The 22,528-nt window shown below is 69.2% G+C and carries 21 protein-coding genes and 1 riboswitch; of the genes, 11 read left to right on the top strand and 10 right to left on the bottom strand.

Annotation, left to right across the window (positions count from 1 at the left end):
* Positions 1-193: 193 nt before the first annotated feature.
* Positions 194-1,843, top strand: a complete 1,650-nt coding sequence (gene ligB / locus DK254_RS33350; RefSeq protein WP_109937247.1) for an NAD-dependent DNA ligase LigB — start codon at positions 194-196, stop codon at positions 1,841-1,843.
* 4 nt (positions 1,844-1,847) lie between these two features.
* On the opposite strand, the gene DK254_RS33345 is transcribed toward ligB, so the two are convergent.
* A complete protein-coding gene (locus DK254_RS33345; RefSeq protein ID WP_109937246.1) occupies positions 1,848-3,149 on the bottom strand; it encodes a ferric reductase-like transmembrane domain-containing protein in 1,302 nt (433 codons plus the stop codon).
* A 171-nt stretch (positions 3,150-3,320) separates the two neighbouring features.
* Between DK254_RS33345 and DK254_RS33340 the strand changes: the two genes are divergently transcribed.
* The gene (locus tag DK254_RS33340; RefSeq protein ID WP_109937245.1) at positions 3,321-4,064 is read left to right on the top strand and encodes a metallophosphoesterase; all 744 of its coding nucleotides are present in this window, start codon (positions 3,321-3,323) and stop codon (positions 4,062-4,064) included.
* On the opposite strand, the gene DK254_RS33335 is transcribed toward DK254_RS33340, so the two are convergent.
* On the bottom strand, positions 4,043-5,032 hold the full coding sequence (locus DK254_RS33335; RefSeq protein WP_109937244.1) for a PHB depolymerase family esterase: 990 nt from the start codon (positions 5,030-5,032) through the stop codon (positions 4,043-4,045). The genes DK254_RS33340 and DK254_RS33335 overlap by 22 nt on opposite strands.
* Positions 5,033-5,181: 149 nt before the next feature.
* On the opposite strand from DK254_RS33335, the gene DK254_RS33330 reads away from it, so the two are divergent.
* Complete coding sequence (locus DK254_RS33330) at positions 5,182-5,568, top strand: DUF1090 domain-containing protein (RefSeq protein WP_109937243.1); 387 nt, start codon at positions 5,182-5,184, stop codon at positions 5,566-5,568.
* A gap of 303 nt (positions 5,569-5,871) precedes the next feature.
* Here the strand turns inward: DK254_RS33330 and DK254_RS33325 are convergent, their stop codons facing one another.
* The 3 genes from DK254_RS33325 to DK254_RS33315 form a co-directional block, all read right to left on the bottom strand.
* Positions 5,872-6,330 (bottom strand): cytochrome c, encoded by a 459-nt coding sequence (locus DK254_RS33325; RefSeq protein ID WP_109937242.1) that lies wholly within the window; start codon positions 6,328-6,330, stop codon positions 5,872-5,874.
* Positions 6,331-6,473: 143 nt separating this feature from the next.
* Positions 6,474-6,860: an MAPEG family protein gene (locus tag DK254_RS33320; protein WP_089389889.1), complete on the bottom strand. Its 387-nt coding sequence runs from the start codon at positions 6,858-6,860 to the stop codon at positions 6,474-6,476.
* Between the two features lie 99 nt (positions 6,861-6,959).
* Positions 6,960-7,790, bottom strand: a complete 831-nt coding sequence (locus DK254_RS33315; RefSeq protein ID WP_109937241.1) for an EamA family transporter — start codon at positions 7,788-7,790, stop codon at positions 6,960-6,962.
* A gap of 154 nt (positions 7,791-7,944) precedes the next feature.
* Here DK254_RS33315 and DK254_RS33310 point away from each other — a divergent pair, with 154 nt between their 5' ends.
* Entirely contained in the window at positions 7,945-8,559 is a 615-nt protein-coding gene (locus tag DK254_RS33310; protein WP_089389887.1) for a LemA family protein, read from the top strand.
* A 2-nt stretch (positions 8,560-8,561) separates the two neighbouring features.
* Positions 8,562-9,452 carry a YgcG family protein gene (locus DK254_RS33305; protein WP_256596007.1) on the top strand — a complete coding sequence of 297 codons (891 nt, stop codon included), beginning with the start codon at positions 8,562-8,564 and terminating at the stop codon, positions 9,450-9,452.
* A 3-nt stretch (positions 9,453-9,455) separates the two neighbouring features.
* On the opposite strand, the gene DK254_RS33300 is transcribed toward DK254_RS33305, so the two are convergent.
* The 5 genes from DK254_RS33300 to DK254_RS33280 all read right to left on the bottom strand — a co-directional run bounded on the left by DK254_RS33300 (position 9,456) and on the right by DK254_RS33280 (position 13,694).
* The gene (locus DK254_RS33300; RefSeq protein ID WP_109937239.1) at positions 9,456-10,232 is read right to left on the bottom strand and encodes an ABC transporter ATP-binding protein; all 777 of its coding nucleotides are present in this window, start codon (positions 10,230-10,232) and stop codon (positions 9,456-9,458) included.
* Positions 10,232-11,038 carry an ABC transporter permease gene (locus tag DK254_RS33295; RefSeq protein WP_089389884.1) on the bottom strand — a complete coding sequence of 269 codons (807 nt, stop codon included), beginning with the start codon at positions 11,036-11,038 and terminating at the stop codon, positions 10,232-10,234. The genes DK254_RS33300 and DK254_RS33295 overlap by 1 nt, the downstream gene beginning before the upstream one ends.
* 60 nt (positions 11,039-11,098) lie before the next feature.
* Positions 11,099-12,106 (bottom strand): ABC transporter substrate-binding protein, encoded by a 1,008-nt coding sequence (locus DK254_RS33290; protein ID WP_089389883.1) that lies wholly within the window; start codon positions 12,104-12,106, stop codon positions 11,099-11,101.
* Between the two features lie 154 nt (positions 12,107-12,260).
* Complete coding sequence (locus tag DK254_RS33285) at positions 12,261-12,668, bottom strand: acyl-CoA thioesterase (protein ID WP_089389882.1); 408 nt, start codon at positions 12,666-12,668, stop codon at positions 12,261-12,263.
* Positions 12,669-12,785: 117 nt separating this feature from the next.
* Entirely contained in the window at positions 12,786-13,694 is a 909-nt protein-coding gene (locus DK254_RS33280; protein ID WP_109937238.1) for a LysR substrate-binding domain-containing protein, read from the bottom strand.
* 214 nt (positions 13,695-13,908) lie between these two features.
* Between DK254_RS33280 and DK254_RS33275 the strand changes: the two genes are divergently transcribed.
* From DK254_RS33275 to DK254_RS33250, 6 genes are all read left to right on the top strand, one after another.
* The gene (locus DK254_RS33275; protein ID WP_109937237.1) at positions 13,909-15,090 is read left to right on the top strand and encodes an acyl-CoA dehydrogenase; all 1,182 of its coding nucleotides are present in this window, start codon (positions 13,909-13,911) and stop codon (positions 15,088-15,090) included.
* A 93-nt stretch (positions 15,091-15,183) separates the two neighbouring features.
* Positions 15,184-16,407 carry a CaiB/BaiF CoA-transferase family protein gene (locus DK254_RS33270; RefSeq protein ID WP_109937236.1) on the top strand — a complete coding sequence of 408 codons (1,224 nt, stop codon included), beginning with the start codon at positions 15,184-15,186 and terminating at the stop codon, positions 16,405-16,407.
* A gap of 149 nt (positions 16,408-16,556) precedes the next feature.
* Positions 16,557-16,675: riboswitch (S-adenosyl-L-homocysteine riboswitch) on the top strand.
* 22 nt (positions 16,676-16,697) lie between these two features.
* On the top strand, positions 16,698-18,107 hold the full coding sequence (gene ahcY / locus DK254_RS33265) for an adenosylhomocysteinase (RefSeq protein WP_109937235.1): 1,410 nt from the start codon (positions 16,698-16,700) through the stop codon (positions 18,105-18,107).
* A gap of 98 nt (positions 18,108-18,205) precedes the next feature.
* Positions 18,206-19,054, top strand: a complete 849-nt coding sequence (metF, locus tag DK254_RS33260) for a methylenetetrahydrofolate reductase [NAD(P)H] (protein WP_109937234.1) — start codon at positions 18,206-18,208, stop codon at positions 19,052-19,054.
* 69 nt (positions 19,055-19,123) lie between these two features.
* Positions 19,124-20,188: a hypothetical protein gene (locus DK254_RS33255; protein WP_109937233.1), complete on the top strand. Its 1,065-nt coding sequence runs from the start codon at positions 19,124-19,126 to the stop codon at positions 20,186-20,188.
* Positions 20,189-20,435: 247 nt separating this feature from the next.
* On the top strand, positions 20,436-22,439 hold the full coding sequence (locus DK254_RS33250) for a DEAD/DEAH box helicase (protein WP_109937232.1): 2,004 nt from the start codon (positions 20,436-20,438) through the stop codon (positions 22,437-22,439).
* Positions 22,440-22,528 lie beyond the last annotated feature (89 nt).

Genomic DNA, 22,528 nt, shown 5'->3' with positions numbered 1-22,528 from the left:
CCCTAACCCTCCCCCGCAAGCGGGAGAGGGGACCGTTCGGCGTGAAGTGGAATCACGACGCTCCCTGAATCCATCCACAAAGCGCTGGTCGCGATGACGCCGCATCCCGGAAACCTCCCACGTCCCACCCGGCCCCTTCGCGGCAGCGGCGCGCCTAGCCTGGAACCCCCTCCAGGCGCAAGGAAGCCCGCCGATGAAAGCCCTGCTCGCCTCAGCCCTGCTGCTCGTCCCTACCCTCTCCATGGCCTGCCCCGACTGGCCCGAACAGCGCGCCCGCGAAGAACTGCTGGGCCTGCGCCAGCAACTGGAAGCCTGGGACCAGGCCTACCACCAGCGCGGCGCAAGCCCGATCGCTGATGAACTCTACGACCAGGCCCGGCAACGCTTCAGCCTTTGGCGCGGCTGTTATCCACAACTCGCCATCGAGCCGCCCCCACCACTTACGACCAACCGCGGCAAGCTGCGCCACCCCGCGGCCCATACCGGCCTGGACAAGGCCGCCGACGCCACTGGCGTCCGCCGCTGGGTGGCGGGGCGCGAGGACCTCTGGGTGCAGCCCAAGGTCGACGGCGTGGCCGTGACACTGGTCTACCAGGACGGCGAACTGCGCCAGGCCATCAGCCGCGGCGACGGCCTGCGCGGCCAGGACTGGACCGCCAATGCCCGCCGCCTGCCGGCCGTGCCGCAGCGCCTGCCCGGCGCGGGCCGGCGGGTGCTGCAGGGCGAACTCTACTGGCGCCTGCCGGGCCACGTGCAGGCGCAACGGGGCGGCCTGGGCGCCCGCGGCAAGGTGGCCGGGCTGATGGCGCGCAGCGAGCCGGGCGCGGAAGTCGCGCAGGTCGGGCTGTTCGTCTGGGAACTGCCGTTCGGCCCGACGGACATGCCGGCCCGCCTGGCGCTGATGCGAAAACTGGGCTTCGCCGAGAGCGCCGCCCTCACCCTGCCGGCACCGGACTTCGAGACGATCCGCCGCCAGCGCGAACACTGGTACCGCAGCCCCCTGCCCTTCGCCAGCGACGGCATCGTCGTCCGCCAGGGCTCGCGCCCCGCCGCGAATGCCTGGCAGGCCGGGGGCGCCAGTTGGGCGCTGGCCTGGAAATACCCTTACCGCCAGGCCCTGGCCGAGGTGCGCCGGGTGCATTTCCGCATCGGCCGCACCGGGCGGGTGACGCCGCTGCTGGAACTGCAGCCGGTGATGCTGGACGACCGCCGCATCGCCCAGGTCAGCCTCGGCTCGACGCGGCGCTGGCAGGCCCTGGACATCCGCCCCGGCGACCAGGTGGCCATCGCCCTGGCCGGCCTGACCATCCCCTGCGTGGAAAGCGTGGTCTGGCGCTCGCCCCGGCGCCTTGCGGTGGAGCCGCCGAAGCCCGGGCGCTACCACGCGCTCAGCTGCTGGCGGGCGACGCCCGGCTGCGAGGAACAGTTCCTCGCCCGCCTCGCCTGGCTGGGCGGCGAGCAGGGGCTGGCCCTGGAAGGCGTCGGCCCCGGAACCTGGCGAACCTTGCTGCAGGCGGGCCACCTGGAAGGGCTGCTGGACTGGCTGGAGCTCTCCGCGCAGAGCCTGCGGCAGGTCCCCGGCGGCGAGGCCCTCCACGGCCAGTTCCGTGCCGCAAGGCAGCGTCCCTTCGCGCGCTGGCTGCGGGCCCTCGGCGCGCCCCAGGCCGACGAGCTGCCGGCGAACGAGCGCTGGGCCGAACTGGCCGCCCGGCAGGCGGGCGACTGGCGCCAGCTGCCGGGCATCGGAGCGGTCCGCGCCCGGCAGCTGCAGGCTTTTTTCGCCGACGGCGAGGTGCGACGCCTGGGCGAGCAGCTCGCCGCCGCCGGGGTGGAAGGCTTCTGAGCCCTCAGCGCATGCGGAAGGCTTCCTGGTGGAAATTGCGCGCCGGCATGCCGCGCCGGCCGAGGTCGCGGCGCAGCAGGTCGGCCAGGCCCTGGGGGCCGCAGAACCACAGGCTCGGCCAGCGGCCGTCGGCATCCGGCGCCATGGCCAGGTCGTCGCCGCGCAGGTAGCCCTCCTCGGCGCTGTAGTGGACCTTCAGCGCGACGCTGGGCAGGCCGTCGCACAGCTCGCGCAGGCGCCCGGCGTAGATGGCGTCGGCGGGGCTGCGCACGCAGTAGTGCAGTTCCACCTCCGGCGCATCGGCCGGGTGCTGCTGCAGCGCCTCCAGCCAGGCCAGGAAGGGCGTGATGCCGATGCCGCCGGCGATCCACACCTGGCGCTCGCCGCCGCGGCGGAAGTCGAAGCAGCCGTAGGGTCCCTCGACCTTCACCGCATCACCCACCGCCAGGGCGTCCTGCAGGCGCCGGGTGTAGTCGCCCAGGGCCTTGATGCTGAAGCGCACCTCGCCGTTGCCGCGGTCGGCGCTGGAAATGCTGAAGGGGTGCTGGCCCTCCAGGCGGTCGCAGGTGAGGAAGGCGAACTGCCCGGCCTTGTGCCGCCAGTCGCGGCCGAGCCGGCAGGTGACCTCCAGCATGCGCTCGCCGGGCCGCTCCACCGCCACCACCACGCCCTGGTGCGTGCGCCGCCGGCCAATGCGCCCGCTCAGGGCGATCAGCGCGCACACCGAGCCCAGCGCCGCGCACAGCGCCAGCAGCCAGCCGAGCGGCTGCGTCCAGTAGCCGGCCGGCGCCAGCACCACGCCATGGAAGGCCAGCACCAGGTACACCAGCGCCAGCACCTTGTGCACGTAGCGCCACAGGTGATACGGGAAACGCTGCCAGAGCGTCAGCACCAGCATGGCGGCGAGCAGCCAGGCCGACCACTCGCCCAGTTCCTTGGCCGAGCCACGGAAGACGTCGAGGAAGGTCTCCACCCGCGGCCCCTTCGCCGGCTTGGCGACGAACGCCGCCAGCAGCGGCCCGCCCAGTTCCATCAGGTAGTGCAGCAGGCCCAGGACGATGGCCAGGATGCCCGCCCACCTGTGCGCGCGGTACATGCGGTCGAGCCCGCCCAGCGGCCGTTCCAGCCAGGCCGGGCGCACCGCCAGGAGCATGATCGCCGACATCAGCGCGAAGGCGGCGACGCCGCTCAGCAGGATGGCCTGCTTGCGCAGTACCCAGACATCGAAGGTGGCGGGCGGATCGAGCACCAGCGCCAGCCCGAACGCCGCCAGCACGGCGGCGAGGACGATCCAGACGAATTTCATGGGGCCTCCCGTGGATTACCTTGCTGGCTCGAAGCTGGCGGCGAGGCCTTAATCATCCCTGAATATAGTGTGGGAATTATCCGTCGATCGGGCTTGCCATGACCCAGGTCAAGCGCTGGGCAAGTCCGCGGGCCTGCCGCACAATGCCGGATCGAGCCAGGAGCCCCCGCCATGCGTATCCGCGTCCTCTCCGACCTGCACCACGAACACTTCGGCGGCCGCCGCGAACTGCCCGCGGTGGACGCCGACCTGGTGGTGCTGGCCGGCGACATCCACGAGCACCTGCAGGGCCTGCACTGGGCCCGCGAGGCCTTTCCCGACACCCCGGTGGTCTACGTCGCCGGCAACCACGAGTTCTACAACTCGGACCTGCCCGAACTGACCCAGGCCATGCGCAACCTGGCCCGCGCCCTGGACATCCACTTCCTGGAGAACGACGCCGTGGTCATCGATGGCGTACGCATCCTCGGCGCCACCCTGTGGACGGACTTCCTGCTCTACGGCGAGGAAACCCTGCCCCTGACGCTGCAGCGCGCGCTGCGCCTGATGCCTGACTTCAGCTGCATCGACTGGTTCACCGCGCCCTTCACCCCGGCGCTCAGCCAGCAGCTGTTCCAGGCCTCGCGGGACTGGCTGGCGGCACAGTTGGCCGAGCCCTTCGCCGGGCCGAGCGTGGTGGTCACCCACCACGCGCCCAGCGCCCGCTCCATCCCGCCGCAATACGTCGGCGACAGCCTGTCGCCGGCCTTCGCCTCGGACCTGGAACAGCTGGTGCAGCAGTGCGACCTGTGGCTGCACGGCCACGTGCACGATGCCCTGGACTACCGCATCGGCCGTGCCCGGGTGGTGGCCAACCCGGGCGGCTACCCGGGCGAAAGGGGCGGCTTCGACCCCTACGGCACCGTGGACGTCTGAACCACCGGCAACTGCTTGAAGAAGCGCCAGATCTCCGCCGGCCCGTCCAGCTCGGGGTCGGCGATGCCGAGCAGGCGCGGCGGCCGATAGCCCGGCTGCGACAACAGGTGGCCGCCGCCGTGCACGCTCACCAGTTCCACCGGCGGCAGCCCTTCGCCCTGCCACTGCCAGCGCTCCGACCAGACCGGGCCGGGGCGCGTCAGCGGCTCGCGCTGCGCCGCCGCACCGATGCCGTTGCGCCGCGCCAGCTCGCCGGCCGAGGCCTCGCTGGAGAGCACCTCGCCGCGGTCGCCGAAGCCGAACAGCTTCACCCGCCCGCCGTCGTAGGGGTTGATCGGGTCGCGCGTGCCGTTCATCAGCAACGCCGCCACGGCCCGCTGCTGCGCCGCGCAGGCGTCGTTTTCCACGCTCGGCAGGCTGGCCGCCACCAGGGCGATGCCGGCCAGGGGCAGCTTGGATTCCGCGGCCATGCGCAGGGCCATCTGCCCACCGTTGGAGTAGCCGGCGAAGAACACCCGCTGCGGGTCCACCTGGCGCTCACGCTGCACCCGGCGCACCAGCCGGGTGAGGAAGGCCACGTCGTCGATGTCGCGGGTGCGCGCGCTGTAGCTGGCGGCCTTGCGGCAGTCGTTCCAGTGGCCCTCGAAACCGTCCGGGTAGAGCACCAGGAAGCCGTCGCGGTCGGCCAGGGCGTCGAAGCCGAAGCCGCTGTCGCGGCGCATCAGCTGGCCATTGCTGCGCGAGGCGTGCAGCACCACCAGCAGCGCCGGGTTCGGCGCCAGGTTGGGCGGCACGTAGAGCACGTAGCCGCGGCGCATGCCGCCGGCGCGCAGGGAGCTGTCCTCGCTCACCCCGGTGAGCATCGGCGGGCGCAGCTGCTCGCCGGGCAGCAGGTACCAGGCGCCCACCAGCAAGGCCGCCAGCAACAGCAGGATCAGCGCCTGAACCAGGCGAATCGCGATACGCATCCAGCCTCCCCCGCTCCGCCCGACGGAGCGTGCTCAACGGATCGACCAGGCCGCGGACTGCCGTGGGGCAACCCCCACGCGCGCACTTAATGGCAAACTCTAGACGTTCGCCAGCATCGATATCCCTTTTGGTAACGCAGGACCCGAGAATGTTCCGAACCATTACCCTGACCCTCGCCGCACTGTTCGCCGCCAGCGCCTTCGCCGCGGAGTCCGCGCAACCCCTGACCGGCTGCGCCGCCAAGCAGGCGGCCATCGCCGGCAAGCTGGAGGAAGCCCGCGCACGCGGCGACAAGGGCGCCATCGCCGGCCTGGAGACGGCCCTCGAGCAGGCGAGGACCTACTGCACCGACGGCAGCCTGGCGCAGAAGCGCACCCAGCGTGTGCTGGACGCCGAGCGCGAGGTCAGCCAGCGCGAGAACGACCTGCGCAAGGCCATGGCCAAGGGCGACGCGGAGAAGATCGAGAAGCGCAAGGACAAGCTGGCCGAGGCCCGCGCCGAGCTGGAGCAGGCCAAGCGGGAGCTGGAGGAGTAGCTGGCTGGCTAGCTGTAGGAGCGAGCTTGCTCGCGAACGGAGTTTTCCTGCCGCACTGTCGCTTCAGGTTGACTCCGCTCCCTCTCCCCAGCCCTCTCCCTGAAGGGAGAGGGGGCAGTCCGTGCCGTCTGGAAGGGCAGAGTCATCCTGCAGCTCTGACATATCAGGCGAGCATCAAAGTACCGCTTCACTCCGAACGGTCCCCTCTCCCTTCAGGGAGAGGGGCGGACTTATCCCAGGCGCCATTGCCGCCGGGAGACACCATTCGCAAGCAAGCTCGCTCCCACGAAAGCCAAGCGCCCGTCAGAGCGCGCGGAATTTCTTGTGGCAGGCCTCGCAGGCGTCCTCCACCGCGGCCAGGTCCTTGCGCACGCCGTCGGCGGTCGGGGTGGCCTGGCGGGTGTTGGTCTCCAGCGCGGCGGCGGCCTGCTGCAGGGTCTTGGCGTCGGCCTGGAACTCCAGCTGGCGCTGCCACAGGTCATCCTTGGCGCGGCTGTCGCCGCCCTCGTCGACCGGTTTGCTGGTGGGGAAGTACTGCCAGGGCTGGCTGGCCAGTTCATTGAGCTTCACCGAGTTGGCGCGGAACTTCTCGGCATCGAAGACGACGCGGCCGCGCAGCATGCCGCCCATGTCCTCGCTGGCGTGCAGCATCTGCTTGAAGATCGCCTGGCGCTTGGCCAGCGGGGAATTCGGGTCGAGGCGGTGGCAGCCGGCCAGGGCGGCACCGGCCAACAGCAGGACGAGCAGGGTCTTCAGCTTCATGAGCGGACTCTTGTAGGAACGGGCCAGACACGGGAGCGGCGGATTATCCGCCGCTGCCCGGCATTGATCCAGAGCCCGCTCGCCCGTCTGCGGCGATGCGCCGCAGCGATGCGCGAACCGTTCAGCCGCGGTTCAGGCGCGGCTCATGCAGAGACCACGAAGAAGGCGGCGATCAGCGCCATGCCGACGAACCACACCAGCGAGCGCAGCAGCGCCAGGTCGGCGAGGTAGAAGATCAGGTAGAGCAGGCGGCTGGTGAGCCAGGCGATGGCCAGGGTATCGAGGGTCGCCGGTTCCGCATTGCCCACCACGTAGGCCACCAGCACGGCGATGGCGAAGGCCGGGGTGACCTCGAAGCTGTTCAGCTGGAAGGCGTTGGCGCGCTTGCGGTAGCCCTCCAGGCTGGCCAGGAAGGTGCGCGGGTCGTGGTTCTGCCGGGGGCCGAAGCCGCCGCCGGTGAACTTGGCGATGCTGGTGCCCAGGTAGGGCAGGAACAGGGCGATGAGGATGCACCAGAAGGCGATGGGCATGAACGGAGGTCTCGTCGGCTGGGAAGATGGCAGGTTGCTGCCAAGCATAGGCGAGCGTCAGTGGCCGCCAGGCGGATATGCCCGCCATTGCGGCCAATCTCACAACTTCATCACCAGCATCCCCGCCAGCACCAGGCTGCAGGCCAGCAGACGCGGCAGGCCGAAGGGTTCCTTGAGGAAGCGCATGCCGAACAGCACCACCAGCACCACGCTGGTCTCGCGCAGCGCCGCGGCCTCGGCCACCGAGCCCAGCTGCATGGCCCAGAGCACCAGGCCGTAGCTGGCCATCACGCAGAGGCCGACGCTCAGGCCGAGCTTCCACTGCGTCTGCCAGAAGCGCGCGAAGGCGCGGGTGCGCGCGGCGACGGCTATCAGCGGGAAAGGCACGCCGGAGAGCAGCGTCAGCCACACCAGGTAGTCCAGCGGCTGCGGCCAGCGCTTGAGGGCATGGCCGTCGGTCCAGGTGTAGCTGCCGATGCACAGGCCCATCAGCAGCACGATGGGAAAGGCCACCCAGGGCAGCCGCGAGCCGCCGCCACCCTTGAGCAGGAACAGCATGCCCACGGGGATCAGCAGGATGCCGAGGACCTGCCGGTCGCTGAGCTGCTCGCCGCCCACCACCAGGGTCAGGGCCAGCACCACCAGCGGCGACAGGCCGCGCATCAGCGGGTACACCAGGCCGAGGTCGCCGACCTTGTAGGCCTGGATCAGCAGCACCCGGTAGACCAGCTGCAGGGCCACGGCGGTGCCCAGCCAGGGCCAGACGTCGGCCGGCGGCAAGCTGATCCAGGGCAGCAGGGCGAGGGCCACGAGCAGGCCGACGACATCCATGCAGGCCACCACCAGCAGGCGGTCGGCGCTGAACTTGACGAGGGTGTTCCAGGCCGCGTGGAGCACGGCGGCGAGCAGCACCAGGGCGGTGGCGAACAAGGCGGGGCTTCCTGGTATAGACCAGTTGCGATTCTAGCGCTTCATCCCCCATGCCCGGCAAGCCTCGGAAAGCCCTGAACCGTGCAGGCGACCCCGCACCGGGGCGCGTGGCTGGTCTAGACTGGGGGTTTCGCGATCGCCAGAGTCCCCTGCCATGCCCCGAATGCTCAAGTTCCTGTGCTGCTACGTCCTCGTCTCCCTGCTCACCGGCTGCGGCTACAACGCCATGCAGGCCGGCGACGAACAGGTCAAGGCGGCCTGGTCCGAGGTGCTCAACCAGTACCAGCGCCGCGCCGACCTGGTGCCCAACCTGGTCAACACGGTGAAAGGCTACGCCGCCCACGAGGCCGCCGTGCTCACCCAGGTCACCGAGGCCCGGGCCAGGGTCGGCAGCACCACCCTCAATGCCGACCAGCTCGGCGATGCCGCGGCGATGCAGCGCTTCCAGCAGGCCCAGGGCGAACTCAGCTCGGCGCTCTCGCGGCTGCTGGTGGTCACCGAGAATTATCCACAGCTCAAGGCCGACGGCCTGTTCAAGGACCTGCTGACGCAGCTGGAAGGCACCGAGAACCGCATCACCGTGGCCCGCGGCCGCTACGTCAAGGCGGTGCAGGACTACAACGTGCTGATCCGCCAGTTCCCGCAGGTGATCACCGCGAAGCTCTTCGGCTACCAGCCCAAGGCCAACTTCAGCGTGGAGAACGAGGCGGCCATCTCCACCGCGCCCAAGGTCGACTTCGGCACGCCGCAGCCACAACCGGCGCAATGAGCATGCGCGCCTGGCTGCTGGCGCTGGCCCTGCTGTGCGGCGCGGGCCTGGCGCAGGCCGAGGTGGCCGTGCCGCCGCTGAGCGCGCGGGTCACCGACCTCACCGCCACCCTCGATGCAGAGCAGCGCGGCCGCCTTGAACAGCAGTTGGCGGCCCTGGAGCAGCGCAAGGGCGCGCAGCTGGCGGTGCTGATGATCCCCAGCACCGGCGAGGAGAGCATCGAGCAGTACGCGGTGCGCGCCTTCGAGCAGTGGAAGCTGGGCCGCAAGGGCGTGGACGACGGCGTGCTGCTGGTGGTGGCCAAGGACGACCGCGCACTGCGCATCGAGGTCGGCTACGGCCTGGAGGGCGCCATCACCGATGCCCTGGCCGGGCGCATCATCCGCGAGCAGATGGTGCCGCGCTTTCGCGAAGGCGACTTCGCCGGCGGCGTGCAGGCCGGGGTGGACAGCCTGGAAAAGCTGATCGACGGCGAGGCGCTGCCCGAACCGCAGCAGGCCACCCAGGGCGACGACCTGGGCCTGCCGGCCGGCAGCCTGCTGCCGCTGTTCGCCCTGCTGGCCGGCGTGCCGCTGCTGGGGCGCCTGCTGCCGCTGCCGTTCATGCGTCAGCGCAGCTTCGGCCGCTACGTGATCTGCAGCATCGCGGTCGGCGTGCTGGCCGGCGTGCTCAGCCTGGTGCTGACCTTCAGCTTCGCCGCGCTGGTCAACAACGGCGTCAGCGCCTTCGTCTTCGCGCTCATCGCCTACCCCTTCTTCCTCCTGCCGGCCGGCTTCTTCCGAGGCGGGCGCGGCGGCGGTTTCGGCGGCGGCGGCTTCGGTGGCCGGGGTGGTGGCGGCTTCGGCGGTGGCGGCGGTTCCAGCGGCGGCGGCGGGGCCTCCGGCCGCTGGTGAGCCTCAGAGCACGGCGGCGCCGGCCTCTTCCTCGCGGATCGAGCGCAGCACCTGGCGCTGCAGCTCGATGAATTCGGCGCTGCCGGCCATCTCCTCGCGGCGCGGGCGCGGCAGGCCCACCTCGAAGGTGGTCTTGATCCGCCCCGGGCCCAGGCCCATGACCACGATGCGGTCGGACAGGTAGACCGCCTCCTCGACGTCGTGGGTGACGAACATCACCGTCAGCCGGTGCGTCTCCCAGATGCGCGTGAGCAGCTCCTGCATCTGGTGGCGGGTCATGGCGTCCAGCGCGCCGAAGGGCTCGTCCATCAGCAGGATCTTCGGCCGGTAGGACAGCGCCCGGGCGATCGCCACGCGCTGCTTCATGCCGCCGGAAAGCTCCGTGGGGTAGGCGTCGGCGAACTTCTCCAGCTTCACCAGCTGCAGGTGCTCGGCGGCGATCTCGCGGCACTCGGCGCGCGAGCGCCCGGCGGCCTTGAGGGCGAACTCCACGTTCTGCCGCGCGGTCAGCCAGGGCAGCAGGGTGTAGGCCTGGAACACCACGCCGCGGTCCAGGCCGGGGCCGGCGATGGGTACGCCGTCGACCTTGACGCTGCCGCTGTCGAAGTCCTCGAGCCCGGCGGCGATGGACAGCAGGGTGCTCTTGCCGCAGCCGGAGGTGCCGACGATGGAGACGAACTCGTTGTCCGCCAGGGTCAGGTCGATGTTGCGCAGCACCTCGCGGCGTTGCTTGCCGACCGCGAAGCTCTTGTTCAGGCCGGAAATCTCCAGGGTCGCCATCAGCCGCGCCTCCGGTTGTAGCGGAACAGGACGCGCTCGGCGGCGCGCATGGCCTGGTCGGTGACCAGCCCCAGCAGGCCGAGCAGCAGGATGTAGCCGATGATGGTGTCGGTCTGGAAGAAGCGCTGCGACACCACGATGCGGTAGCCCAGGCCGGAGGTGGCAGCCACCAGTTCGGCCAGCACCAGCCAGGTCCAGGCCCAGCCGAGGCTGATCCGCAGGGCGTCCCAGATGCCCGGCAGGGCGCTGGGCAGGACGATCTTCAGGAGGATGCGCCGGTCCGGCATGCCCAGGGTCCGGCCGAGGCCGACGAAGTCCGGCGGCACGCGCTTGATGGCGTCCATCACCATCAGCACCTGCTGGAAGAAGGTGCCGATCCAGATGATGAGGAATTTCTGCAAGTCGCTGGTGCCGGCCCAGAGGATGCTCAGCGGCACGAAGGCCACCACCGGCATGTAGCGCACGAAGTCCACCAGCGGCTCGGTGGCGGCCTTCCAGAAGCCGTAGCAGCCGGCGAACACGCCGATGACGATGGACATCGCCGAGGAAATCGCGAAGGCCACCAGGATGCGGTAGACGCTGACCTTCAGGTCGGCCCACAGGGTGCCGTCGGCGGCCAGCCTGAGCATGCGCGCCCAGACGTCGCCGGGGGCCGGCAGGAAGATCTTCGGCACCGCGCCGCTGGCGCCGGCCGCCCACCAGGCCAGGGCCAGCAGGACGAACACGCCGCCGCCGATCAGCAGCAGGTGGCGGCGCGCCAGCGGCTTGCCGATGACGAACAGCGGGGAAGGTTTACGGGCGTTCATGCAAGGCTCGGGGTAACGGGGATAGCGCGCGCCGGCCCTGCGGCCGGCGCGCGGGGTGCGTCAGAGCGCCTCGGCGAAGCGCGCGTCGACGGCCTGCTCCGGGGTCACCGGCTGCTCGATGATGCCGGCCTCGGTGGCAGCCTTCTGGATGTGCCCGAAGGACTCCTTGACGAAGGCGCCCTTGAGCTCGGCCTTGTTCTCGCCCAGGGAGTAGAAGCGCACGCCGTCGAAGGCGCTCTGCAGCTCCGCCGGCTCGGCGCCGACGCCCTTGGCGATGGCCGCGCGGCCTTCGGCGGTGTGGGCCTGGTAGTGCTTCAGGCCGGCCTCCCAGCTCTTGAGCAGGGCCAGCACCTGGCCGGGGCGCTGCTTGAGCACCTCGTCGCGGACCACGAACACGTCGCTGATGATGCCCGGGTCGTCGGAGCCCTTGTACAGCAGGTTCACTTTCGGGTTCTGCTGCCTGGCCGCGCTCAGGTAGGGCTCGTAGGTCACCGCCGCCGGCACTTGGCCTGCGATCAGCGCGGAACCGGCGTTGGCCGCCGGCATCGGCACCGGCTGCACGTCGGCGAGGCTCAGGCCGGCCTTGCGCAGCGCGCTGTGCAGGAGGATGTCGCTGGTGGTGCCCTCCTCGAAAGCGACCTGCTTGCCCTTGAGGTCCTTCAGCGTCTTGATCGAGGGGTCGACGATGAGCGCGTCGGCGCTGGTGCTCTGGTCCAGCAGCAGGACGATCTTCACCGGCAGGCCGGCGGCGACCATGGCCATGGCGGTGTGGGTAGCGAGGTTGCCGCCGTCGATCTGGCCGCTGGCCAGGGCGGCGTTCATGTCCTTGTCTTCGGTGAAGTTGACCAGTTCGACCTGGTCCAGGCCGTTGGCCTTGAAGGCCCCGGCCTGTTCGGCGACGTACCACTGGCCGTAGCCCAGCCAGGGCTGCATGCCCATCTTGAAGGTGCCGGCCTCGGGCTTGAGGTCGGCCTTGGGCTCGGCGGCCTGGGCGGCGCCGCCCAGCAGGACGGCGCAGCAGGTGGCCGCGACGAGGCGGCGCAGCGTGGATGCGATGGGCGCTTGCATGGTGTCTCCCCGGTCTTCTTCTGTGGTGGTACGGCAGGGGAGCGCGTTGGCCCGCACCCGCCGTGGGCGGGCACAGGCTCACACGAAACCGCGCGGATGCAAAGCCTCCGGCGTCGCTGCGGGCCCGGAGGCAGGCGCCAGGCCGGGGCCCGGTTCAGGCCTCGTCGATGTCGTCGTCCTTGAACTGGTCCTTGATGTAGGTGATCTCGGTCTTGCCGTGGGGCGCCGGCAGGCCGTCCGGGCCCATGTTGACGAAGACCATCTTGTCGATGGTGAGGATGCTCTTGCGGGTGATCTTGTTGCGCACGTGGCAGGTCAGGGTGATCGAGGTGCGGCCGAAGTCGGTGGCGGTGATGCCCATCTCGATGATGTCGCCGGTGCGCGCCGAGCTGACGAAGTTGATCTCGGAGATGAACTTGGTGACCACGCGCTGGTTGCCCAGCTGGACGATGGCGTAGATGGCCGCCTCCTCGTCTATCCACTTCAGCAGGCTGCCGCCGAACAGCGAGCCGTTGGGGTTGAGGTCTTCGGGTTTGACCCATTTGCGGGTGTGGAAATTCATGGTGACTCCTTGCTGGTTGCGCCTCGTGAGCGCGATGCCTTCGTAGGCAAGATGACGGGTCGAGCCCCGCCGGCTGCGCAATTATCGCGCGGATCGCCGCTTCTCGCCCGGCCCGGGTCAGCCCAGGCCGGCCTCTTCGCGGTAGATGCGCGCCTGTTCCACCAGCCAGTCGCGGAAGGCGCGGACGATGGCGGACTCCACCTTGCGCTCGGGGATCATCAGGTAATAGGCGTTTTCGCTCAAATAGGCATGTTGCATCGCCACGATCAGCCGCCCCTCGGCCAGCTCGCGCTGGATCAGCATGGGCGGGATCAGCGCCACGCCCATGCCCAGCATGGCCGCCTGGGCGAGCATGGAGAACAGCTCGTAGCGGGTGCCGCTCATGTCGTGGGCGACGCTCATGCCCAGGGAGCCGAACCACTGGCGCCAGGCGTAGGGCCGGGTGGTCTGCTGCATCAGCGGCAGCGCGGCGATCTCCTCGGCGCCGAGGCTGGCGCGGCCTTCGAGCAGCTCGGGGCTGCACACCGGCACCGGGTTCTCGCGCATGAGGAAGTGCTTCACCGTGCCGGACCAGGCGCCGTCGCCGAAGTACAGGGCGCAGTCGAAATCGGTGTCGGCGAAAAGGAAGGGCCGGGTGCGGTTGGTCAGATTGACCGTGACCTCCGGGTACAGGCCCTTGAAGGCCTTCAGCCGCGGCAGCAGCCACTGGGTGGCGAAGGTCGGCACCACGGCCAGCTCGATGCTGCCGCCGCCCTGCTGGCCCATCACCGCCAGGGTGTCGCGCTCCACCGCGTCGAGCCGCGCGGCGATGCGCCGGCTGTAGCCCAGCCCCGCCTCGGTGAGCTTGACGCCGCGCCGAGAACGGCGGAACAGCTCGACGCCGAGGAACGCCTCGAGCCCGGCGATCTGCCGGCAGATGGCGCTCTGCGTCAGCGACAGTTCCTCGGCGGCCTTGGTGAAGCTTTCATGGCGCGCCGCCGACTCGAAGCTGACCAGCGCCGCGGTGGTGGGGATCTTGCGCCGCATCGAATGCCTCTTGGGAATCTCGTGATCCGCGAAGCCTGGGAAACAGGCCATTCAAACATTCGTTTCATGGGGCCCTGGCAATCACGGAGTGAGAAAATAGCACAACAGCGTGCGAATTAGTCGGTTGCCGCACCGGTCGGCGGCTGACTAGGATCGACCGCACTGCGTCCGCCTAAACTGGTTGGACACCCTGTCACTGCCCCGAGGTAACCCGATGGCCACCAAAGCAAGCTTCAACTGGGAAGACCCGCTGCTGCTGGATCAGCAACTCACCGAAGAAGAGCGCATGGTTCGCGACAGCGCCCTGCAGTTCGCCCAGGACAAGCTGGCCCCGCGCGTGCTGGAGGCCTTCCGCCACGAGCAGACCGACCCGGCGATCTTCCGCGAGATGGGCGAGACCGGCCTGCTCGGCGCGACCATCCCCGCCGAGTACGGTGGCAGCGGCCTGAACTACGTGTGCTACGGCCTGATCGCCCGCGAGGTCGAGCGCGTCGACTCCGGCTACCGCTCGATGATGAGCGTGCAGTCGTCCCTGGTCATGGTGCCGATCTACGAGTTCGGCAATGAAGCCACCAAGCAGAAGTACCTGCCGAAACTGGCCAGCGGCGAATACATCGGCTGCTTCGGCCTGACCGAGCCGAACCACGGCTCCGACCCGGGCTCGATGATCACCCGCGCCAGGAAGGTCGACGGCGGCTACCGCCTGTCCGGCGCCAAGATGTGGATCACCAACAGCCCGATCGCCGACGTCTTCGTGGTCTGGGCCAAGGATGACGAAGGCCAGATCCGCGGCTTCGTCCTGGAGAAAGGCTGGGAAGGCCTGTCCGCCCCGGCCATCCACGGCAAGGTCGGCCTGCGCGCCTCGATCACCGGCGAGATCGTGATGGACAACGTGTTCGTCCCCGAAGAGAACGCCTTCCCCGAGGTGCGCGGCCTGCGCGGCCCGTTCACCTGCCTGAACTCGGCGCGCTACGGCATCTCCTGGGGCGCCCTGGGCGCCGCCGAGGCCTGCTGGCACACCGCCCGCCAGTACACCCTGGACCGCAAGCAGTTCGGCCGCCCGCTGGCCGCCAACCAGCTGATCCAGAAGAAGCTGGCCGACATGCAGACCGAGATCACCCTCGCCCTGCAGGGCTGCCTGCGCCTGGGCCGGATGAAGGACGAAGGCACCGCCGCGGTGGAAATCACCTCGATCATGAAGCGCAACAGCTGCGGCAAGGCCCTGGACATCGCCCGCATGGCCCGCGACATGCTCGGCGGCAACGGCATCTCCGACGAGTTCGGCGTGGCCCGCCACCTGGTCAACCTGGAAGTGGTGAACACCTACGAGGGTACCCACGACGTCCACGCGCTGATCCTCGGCCGCGCCCAGACCGGAATCCAGGCCTTTTTCTAAAAGAAGCGGCGGCAGGCTTCAGGCGACAGGCTGCAGGCAAGAGCGACTCTGCCTGAAGCCTGCGGCCTGTGGCCTGCAGCCCCAGGAGCTTTCATGTCCGGCGCCCTCTCGCATATCCGCGTTCTCGACCTTTCCCGCGTCCTGGCCGGCCCCTGGGCCGGGCAGATCCTCGCCGACCTCGGCGCCGAAGTGATCAAGATCGAACGCCCCGGCAGCGGCGACGACACCCGCGCCTGGGGCCCGCCGTTCCTCAAGGACGCCGAGGGCCGCGACACCAGCGAGGCGGCCTACTACCTGTCGGCCAACCGCAACAAGAAATCCCTCACCATCGACTTCACCCAGCCCGAGGGCCAGCGCCTGGTGCGCGAGCTGGCGGCCAAGGCCGACATCGTGCTGGAGAACTTCAAGGTCGGCGGCCTCAAGGCCTATGGCCTGGACTACGCGTCGCTGAAGCAGCTCAACCCCCGGCTGATCTACTGCTCCATCACCGGCTTCGGCCAGACCGGCCCCTACGCCAAGCGCGCCGGCTACGACTTCATGATCCAGGGCCTGGGCGGGCTGATGAGCATCACCGGGCGCTCCGACGCCGAGGAAGGCGCAGGCCCGGTGAAGGTCGGCGTGGCGCTGACCGACATCCTCACCGGCCTGTACTCCTCCACCGCGATCCTCGCCGCCCTCGCCCACCGCGACGTCAGCGGCATCGGCCAGCACATCGACATGGCCCTGCTCGACGTGCAGGTGGCCTGCCTGGCCAACCAGACGCTGAACTACCTGACCACCGGCATCCCGCCGCGCCGGCTGGGCAATGCCCACCCGAACATCGTGCCCTACCAGGACTTCCCCACCGCCGACGGCGACATGATCCTCACCGTCGGCAACGACGGGCAGTTCCGCAAGTTCTGCGAACTGGCCGGGCACCCGGAATGGGCCGACGACGAACGTTTCGCCAGCAACAAGGCCCGCGTCGCCCACCGCGACGTGCTCATCCCGCTGATCCGCCAGGCCACGGTGATGCGCACCACCGCGCAGTGGATCGCCGCGCTGGAGCAGGCCGGCGTGCCCTGCGGGCCGATCAACGACCTGGCCCAGGTGTTCGCCGACCCGCAGGTGATCGCCCGCGGCCTGCGCGTGGACCTGCCGCACCCGCTGGCCGGGACCGTGCCGCAGGTGGCCAGCCCGATCCGCCTGTCGCAGACCCCCGTCGAGTACCGCAACGCCCCGCCGACCCTCGGCCAGCACACCGAGCAGATACTCGAGGACGTGCTCGGCCTGGACGCCGCCGCCATCGGCAAGCTGCGCGAGCAGGGCGTGATCTGAACCCGCACGCCGCCGCGCCAGGGTATTCACGGCCCCTGGCGCGGCGCGGGCGGGCCCGGCGGACGACGGAAAACCTTTGGCTTGCCGCCCGGCATCGCTATAATCCGCAGGCTTCACCGGCCGGCTCCGCTCCGGCCGTTCCCGCCACCCGTTCCGAGGGGCGCTGCAGCAGGCCGGACCCGCACCGGGTTCAGCCTGTCAGGCTCGGACGGGGCGCGTCCCGGTCGGCGTCCGCCGGCCGTTAACGCATCAACGGCGCCCATTCGCAGACAACGAATGGAGAGTTACGCATGAGCGCTGTCATGACGCCTGCCGGTTTCACCGACTACAAGGTCGCCGACATTTCCCTGGCCGCCTGGGGCCGCCGCGAGCTGATCATCGCCGAGTCCGAGATGCCGGCACTGATGGGCCTGCGCCGCAAGTACGCCGCCAGCCAGCCGCTGAAAGGCGCCAGGATCCTCGGCTGCATCCACATGACCATCCAGACCGGCGTGCTCATCGAGACCCTGGTCGCCCTGGGCGCCGAAGTGCGCTGGTCCTCCTGCAACATCTTCTCCACCCAGGACCAGGCCGCCGCCGCCATCGCCGCCGCCGGCATCCCGGTATTCGCCTGGAAGGGCGAGACCGAGCAGGAATACGAATGGTGCATCGAGCAGACCATCCTCAAGGACGGTCAGCCGTGGGACGCCAACATGGTGCTGGACGACGGCGGTGACCTGACCGAAATCCTGCACAAGAAATACCCGCAGATGCTGGAGAAGATCCACGGCATCACCGAAGAAACCACCACCGGCGTGCACCGCCTGCTCGACATGCTCAAGGCCGGCACCCTGAAAGTCCCGGCGATCAACGTCAACGACTCGGTGACCAAGAGCAAGAACGACAACAAGTACGGCTGCCGCCACAGCCTCAACGACGCCATCAAGCGCGGCACCGACCACCTGCTGTCGGGCAAGCAGGCGCTGGTGATCGGCTACGGCGACGTGGGCAAGGGCTCGGCGCAGTCGCTGCGCCAGGAAGGCATGATCGTCAAGGTCGCGGAAGTCGACCCGATCTGCGCCATGCAGGCCTGCATGGACGGCTTCGAAGTGGTTTCCCCGTACAAGAACGGCGTGAACGACGGCACCGAGGCCAGCGTCGACGCCGCCCTGCTGGGCAAGATCGACCTGATCGTCACCACCACCGGCAACGTCAACGTCTGCGACGCCGGCATGCTCAAGGCCCTGAAGAAGCGCGCCGTGGTCTGCAACATCGGCCACTTCGACAACGAGATCGACACCGCCTTCATGCGCAAGACCTGGGCCTGGGAAGAGGTCAAGCCGCAGGTGCACAAGATCCACCGCACCGGCAAGGACGGCTTCGACCCGCACAACGACGACTACCTGATCCTGCTCGCCGAAGGCCGCCTGGTGAACCTGGGCAACGCCACCGGCCACCCGTCGCGGATCATGGACGGCTCCTTCGCCAACCAGGTGCTGGCGCAGATCCACCTGTTCGAGCGCAAGTTCGCCGACCTGCCGGCCAGCGAAAAGGCCAAGCGCCTGAGCGTCGAGGTGCTGCCGAAGAAACTCGACGAGGAAGTCGCCCTGGAGATGGTCAAGGGCTTCGGCGGCGTGGTCACCCAGCTGACGCCGAAACAGGCCGAGTACATCGGCGTGACCGTCGAAGGTCCGTTCAAGCCGGATACCTATCGCTACTAAGAGCAGCTGCAAGCTGCAAGCTGCAGGCTGCAAGCAGGGCTCGGTCCCGCTTGCAGCTTGTGGCTTGAGGCTCGCCGCTGAGAAGGGAACCTTCTCCTATGTCGTCTCAAGAACGCCGCTTCAGCTTCGAGTTCTTCCCCGCCAAGACCGAAGCCGGGCATGAAAAACTGCTGGCCACCGCGCGCCAGCTGGCCGGCTACAAGCCGGACTTCTTCTCCTGCACCTACGGCGCCGGTGGCTCCACCCGCGACCGTACCCTGGTCACCGTCCTGCAGCTGGACGGCGAGGTGGGCATCCCCACCGCGCCGCACCTGTCCTGCGTCGGCGACACCAAGGCCGAGCTGCGCGCCCTGCTCGCCCACTACAAGGACGCCGGCATCCAGCGCATCGTCGCCCTGCGCGGCGACCTGCCCTCGGGCATGGGCATGGCCAGCGGCGAGCTGCGCTACGCCAACGAGCTGGTGGAGTTCATCCGCGCCGAGAGCGGCGACCACTTCCACATCGAAGTCGCTGCCTACCCGGAAGTTCATCCGCAGGCTCGCAATTCCGAGCACGATCTGGCCAATTTCGTACGTAAGGTCAAGGCCGGGGCCGACAGTGCAATCACGCAGTATTTCTTCAACGCCGACAGCTATTTCCACTTCGTCGAGCGTGCACAGAAGTTGGGCGTCGACATCCCGATCGTCCCGGGCATTATGCCGATCACCAACTACTCCAAGCTGGCGCGTTTCTCGGATGCCTGTGGCGCCGAGATTCCCCGCTGGATCCGCAAGCAGCTGGAAGCCTATGGCGACGACATCGCCAGCATCCAGTCCTTCGGCGAGCAGGTGATCACCGAAATGTGCGAACGCCTGCTGGACGGCGGCGCCCCTGGTCTGCATTTCTATACGCTGAACCAGGCCGACCCCAGCCTGGCACTGTGGAAAAACCTGAAGCTGCCCCGCTAGCGCAGCGGCGCTCCGCCGCCCGCAGCGGGCGGCGGTTCACCGGCCAGGACGCTAGAGGTTCCACATGGCATGGCACATGCCCCGTCCCTGATCTACCTGGTGTACGGTCGCCAGACCTACCACCAGGAAGCCCTGTTCAGCATCGCCAGCGCCATCGCCCGTGCACGGGCAACGCCGCAGCTGTGCCTGGACATCCAGGTCATCACCGACGATGGCACCCCCTATGCCGGGCTGCCGGTGCGGGTGCGCCGCCTCGACGAGCGCACCCTGGCCAGCTGGTATGGGCCGCACCACTACCACTTCCGCGCCAAGCACGTGGCCCTGCGCCAAGTGCTCGACGAAAAGCCCGCCGCCGTACTGATCGATACCGACACCTTCTTCCATGCATCGCCCGCCCGGCTGTTCGCCCGCGTGCGGCGCGGCGCCCTGCTGTGCAACGCCGTCAGCCACCTGCTGGGCGACTCGCCGGCCCCCGTCTACCGGCAGTTGATCGAGCCCCTGAAGGCCCGCGGGCTGGCCGACGAACGGACGCCGCTGATCAATTCCGGGGTGATCGGGCTGGCCCGCGAAGACGCCGGCGTACTCGACCGTTCGTTGGAATTGATGGATGACCTCTACCCAATTGCCCGCGCAGCCTATAATCTTGAAGAGTTCGTTCTGGCGATTGCGGCCTACAGACAACTGGAACCTGTCGGTTGTACCGACCTCATCCACCATTATTGGAGCCGCAAGCAGTTGTTCCGGGCGAAAGTCCAGGCCTGGCTGCACAAGCACCGAACGTCCCTTCTCAGCACCCCGGCTCTCGACGACACCCAACTGGTGACCGACCGCCTGCCGCGTCCACCACGGGCCGCGCGCCTGCTGTACAAGCTGAGAACACTGCCGTTGCCGGCCCCGATGCGCCAGTTCAGCCTGGAGCTGTTCTACGGGTGCCATGACTACGACAACGAGTTCGACCGGGCCTGCGGCCCCGTCTGGTGGGAAAAGGCCGCGACCAACGTCATCGAGCGCCATCCCGACCAGCCGGTGGAAGAGCAGCTCGGTGAATGGCTGAACCACAAGGTGTTGCGTCATCTCCTCGGCCCAAGGCTCGAGGCGATACGCCGGCACCTACGCCAGCAAGACCTGCTCTGAACGGCAGGCCAGCGCTGGCAGCGCCTCTCGCCTTCCGGGGCCGGGCGCAAACCCAGGCCGGCGGCCTTCGCCGTCGGCCCCCGGAGGAGCCCGCGAGGGCCCCTGCCAGTAGCTCGGCCCTGGGTGCATACGCAGCGCCCCGCGCCGCCCCTCATCCCCGCCAGGGGACGAGGGCACAGAGGAGTTCGAAGAACTTGGTGACTTCACTTTCGCCGGCCAGCCGCCGGCCCATATAGGAATACCCCGCATGTCCTTTTCCTCCCTCGGTCTCTCCGAGGCGCTGGCCCGCGCAGTAGAGGCGGCGGGCTACAGCCAGCCCACCCCTGTCCAGGAGCGGGCGATTCCCGCCGTATTGCAAGGTCGCGACCTGATGGTCGCGGCCCAGACCGGCACCGGCAAGACCGGTGGCTTCGCCCTTCCGGTGCTCGAGCGCCTGTTCCCCGAAGGCCACCCCGACCGCGAACACCGCCACGGCCCGCGCCAGGCGCGCGTGCTGGTGCTGACGCCGACCCGCGAGCTGGCCGCCCAGGTGCACGACAGCTTCAAGGTGTACGCCCGCGACCTGCCGCTCAAGAGCGCCTGTATCTTCGGCGGCGTCGGCATGAACCCGCAGGTCCAGGCCATGGCCAAGGGCGTCGACGTGCTGGTGGCCTGCCCCGGGCGCCTGCTCGACCTCATCGGCCAGGGCAGCGTCGACCTCTCCCACGTGGAGATCCTGGTCCTCGACGAAGCCGACCGCATGCTCGACATGGGCTTCATCCACGACGTCAAGAAGGTCCTCGCCAAGCTGCCGCCCAAGCGCCAGAACCTGCTGTTCTCGGCGACCTTCTCGAAAGACATCACCGACCTCGCCAACAAGCTGCTGCACAACCCCGAGCGCATCGAGGTCACCCCGCCGAACACCACCGTCGAGCGCATCGAGCAGCGCGTGTTCCGCATTCCCTCGGTGCAGAAGCGCGCCCTGCTGGCCCACCTGGTGACCCTGGGCGCCTGGGAGCAGGTGCTGGTGTTCACCCGCACCAAGCACGGCGCCAACCGCCTCGCCGAATACCTGAGCAAGCACGGCCTGCCGGCCGCCGCGATCCACGGCAACAAGAGCCAGAACGCGCGCACCAAGGCCCTGGCCGACTTCAAGGCCAACGACGTGCGCATCCTGGTGGCCACCGACATCGCCGCCCGCGGCCTGGACATCGACCAGTTGCCCCACGTGGTCAACTACGAGCTGCCCAACGTCGAGGAAGACTACGTCCACCGTATCGGCCGCACCGGCCGTGCCGGGCGCAGCGGCGAGGCCATCTCGCTGGTGGCCCCCGAGGAAGAGAAGCTGCTCAAGGCCATCGAGCGCCTGACCAGGCAGCAGATTCCCGCCGGCGACACCCAGGGCTTCGACCCCGAGGCGACGCTGCCGGAAGTGGCCCTGCCCGAGCCCAGGGAACAGCCCCAGCGCCAGCCGCGCAAGGACAAGGCCAAGCGCGAGCGCAAGCCCAAGGACAAGGAGCCGCAGCAGGCGCAACCTGCCGCCGAGGCCGCCCAGGCCGAAGACGGCGCCGAGCCGGGCGAGAAGTCCGCTGGCAAGCGCCGCCGCCGTGGCGGCCGCGGCAAGAAGAAGGGCGACGTCCAGCCCCAGGGCGAGCAGCAGGGCCAGCAGGCCCCGCGCGGCGACAGCCAGCCCAAGCCAGCCAGGCAACCCAAGCCGCAGGCCCAGGGCACGGACCGCGACCCCGAGGAGTTCCTCGACGACGACTACGACAACTTCGGCAACCGCGCCGACTACGTCAGTCCCTTCCCGGACAAGGACGTGGTCCGTGGCCAGCGCCGCCGTGGCGGCCAGGGCCAGGGCCAGCAGGCCCCGCAAGGCCAGCGCGCCCGCGGCCAGGGCCAGGGTCAAGGTCAGGGCCAAGGCCAGAAGCAGCAGGGCAAGCAGGGCCAGAAAGGCACCGGCCAGGGTGGCCAGGCCGGCCGCGGCAAGAACGCCAACGGCCAGGCCCGTGGCGGCCAGGGTGGCAACGCCCAGGGCAAGCAGCGCGCCGCCCGCAAGCGCGGCGGCAAGGGCCAACCTTCGCTGATGAGCGATGCACCGCTGCGCGAGCCGAGCGAGTACGGCGCCGCCAAGCCGACCCGCCAGCCGGTGGTGATCAACAAGCGCGACCTGGTCCGCGGCGACCGCTTCCCCACCGCCGAGCAGCTGGAAGAACTGGAACCGCGCCGCGACAAGGGCGAACGCCCGGCTCTGCTGACGCGCAACCGCTGATAGCCAGCCGTTGAAGAAACCGCCCCTTGGGGCGGTTTTTTCTTGTGGGCGGGAAAGGTGGCGCCGGGATGCTTTCGTAGGATGGGTTG

Source organism: Pseudomonas sp. RW407 (assembly GCF_003176655.1).
GTDB classification, from domain to species: domain Bacteria; phylum Pseudomonadota; class Gammaproteobacteria; order Pseudomonadales; family Pseudomonadaceae; genus Pseudomonas; species Pseudomonas delhiensis.
Note: the sequence above shows the minus strand (reverse complement) of the source record. Positions and strands in the feature narration are given on the sequence as shown.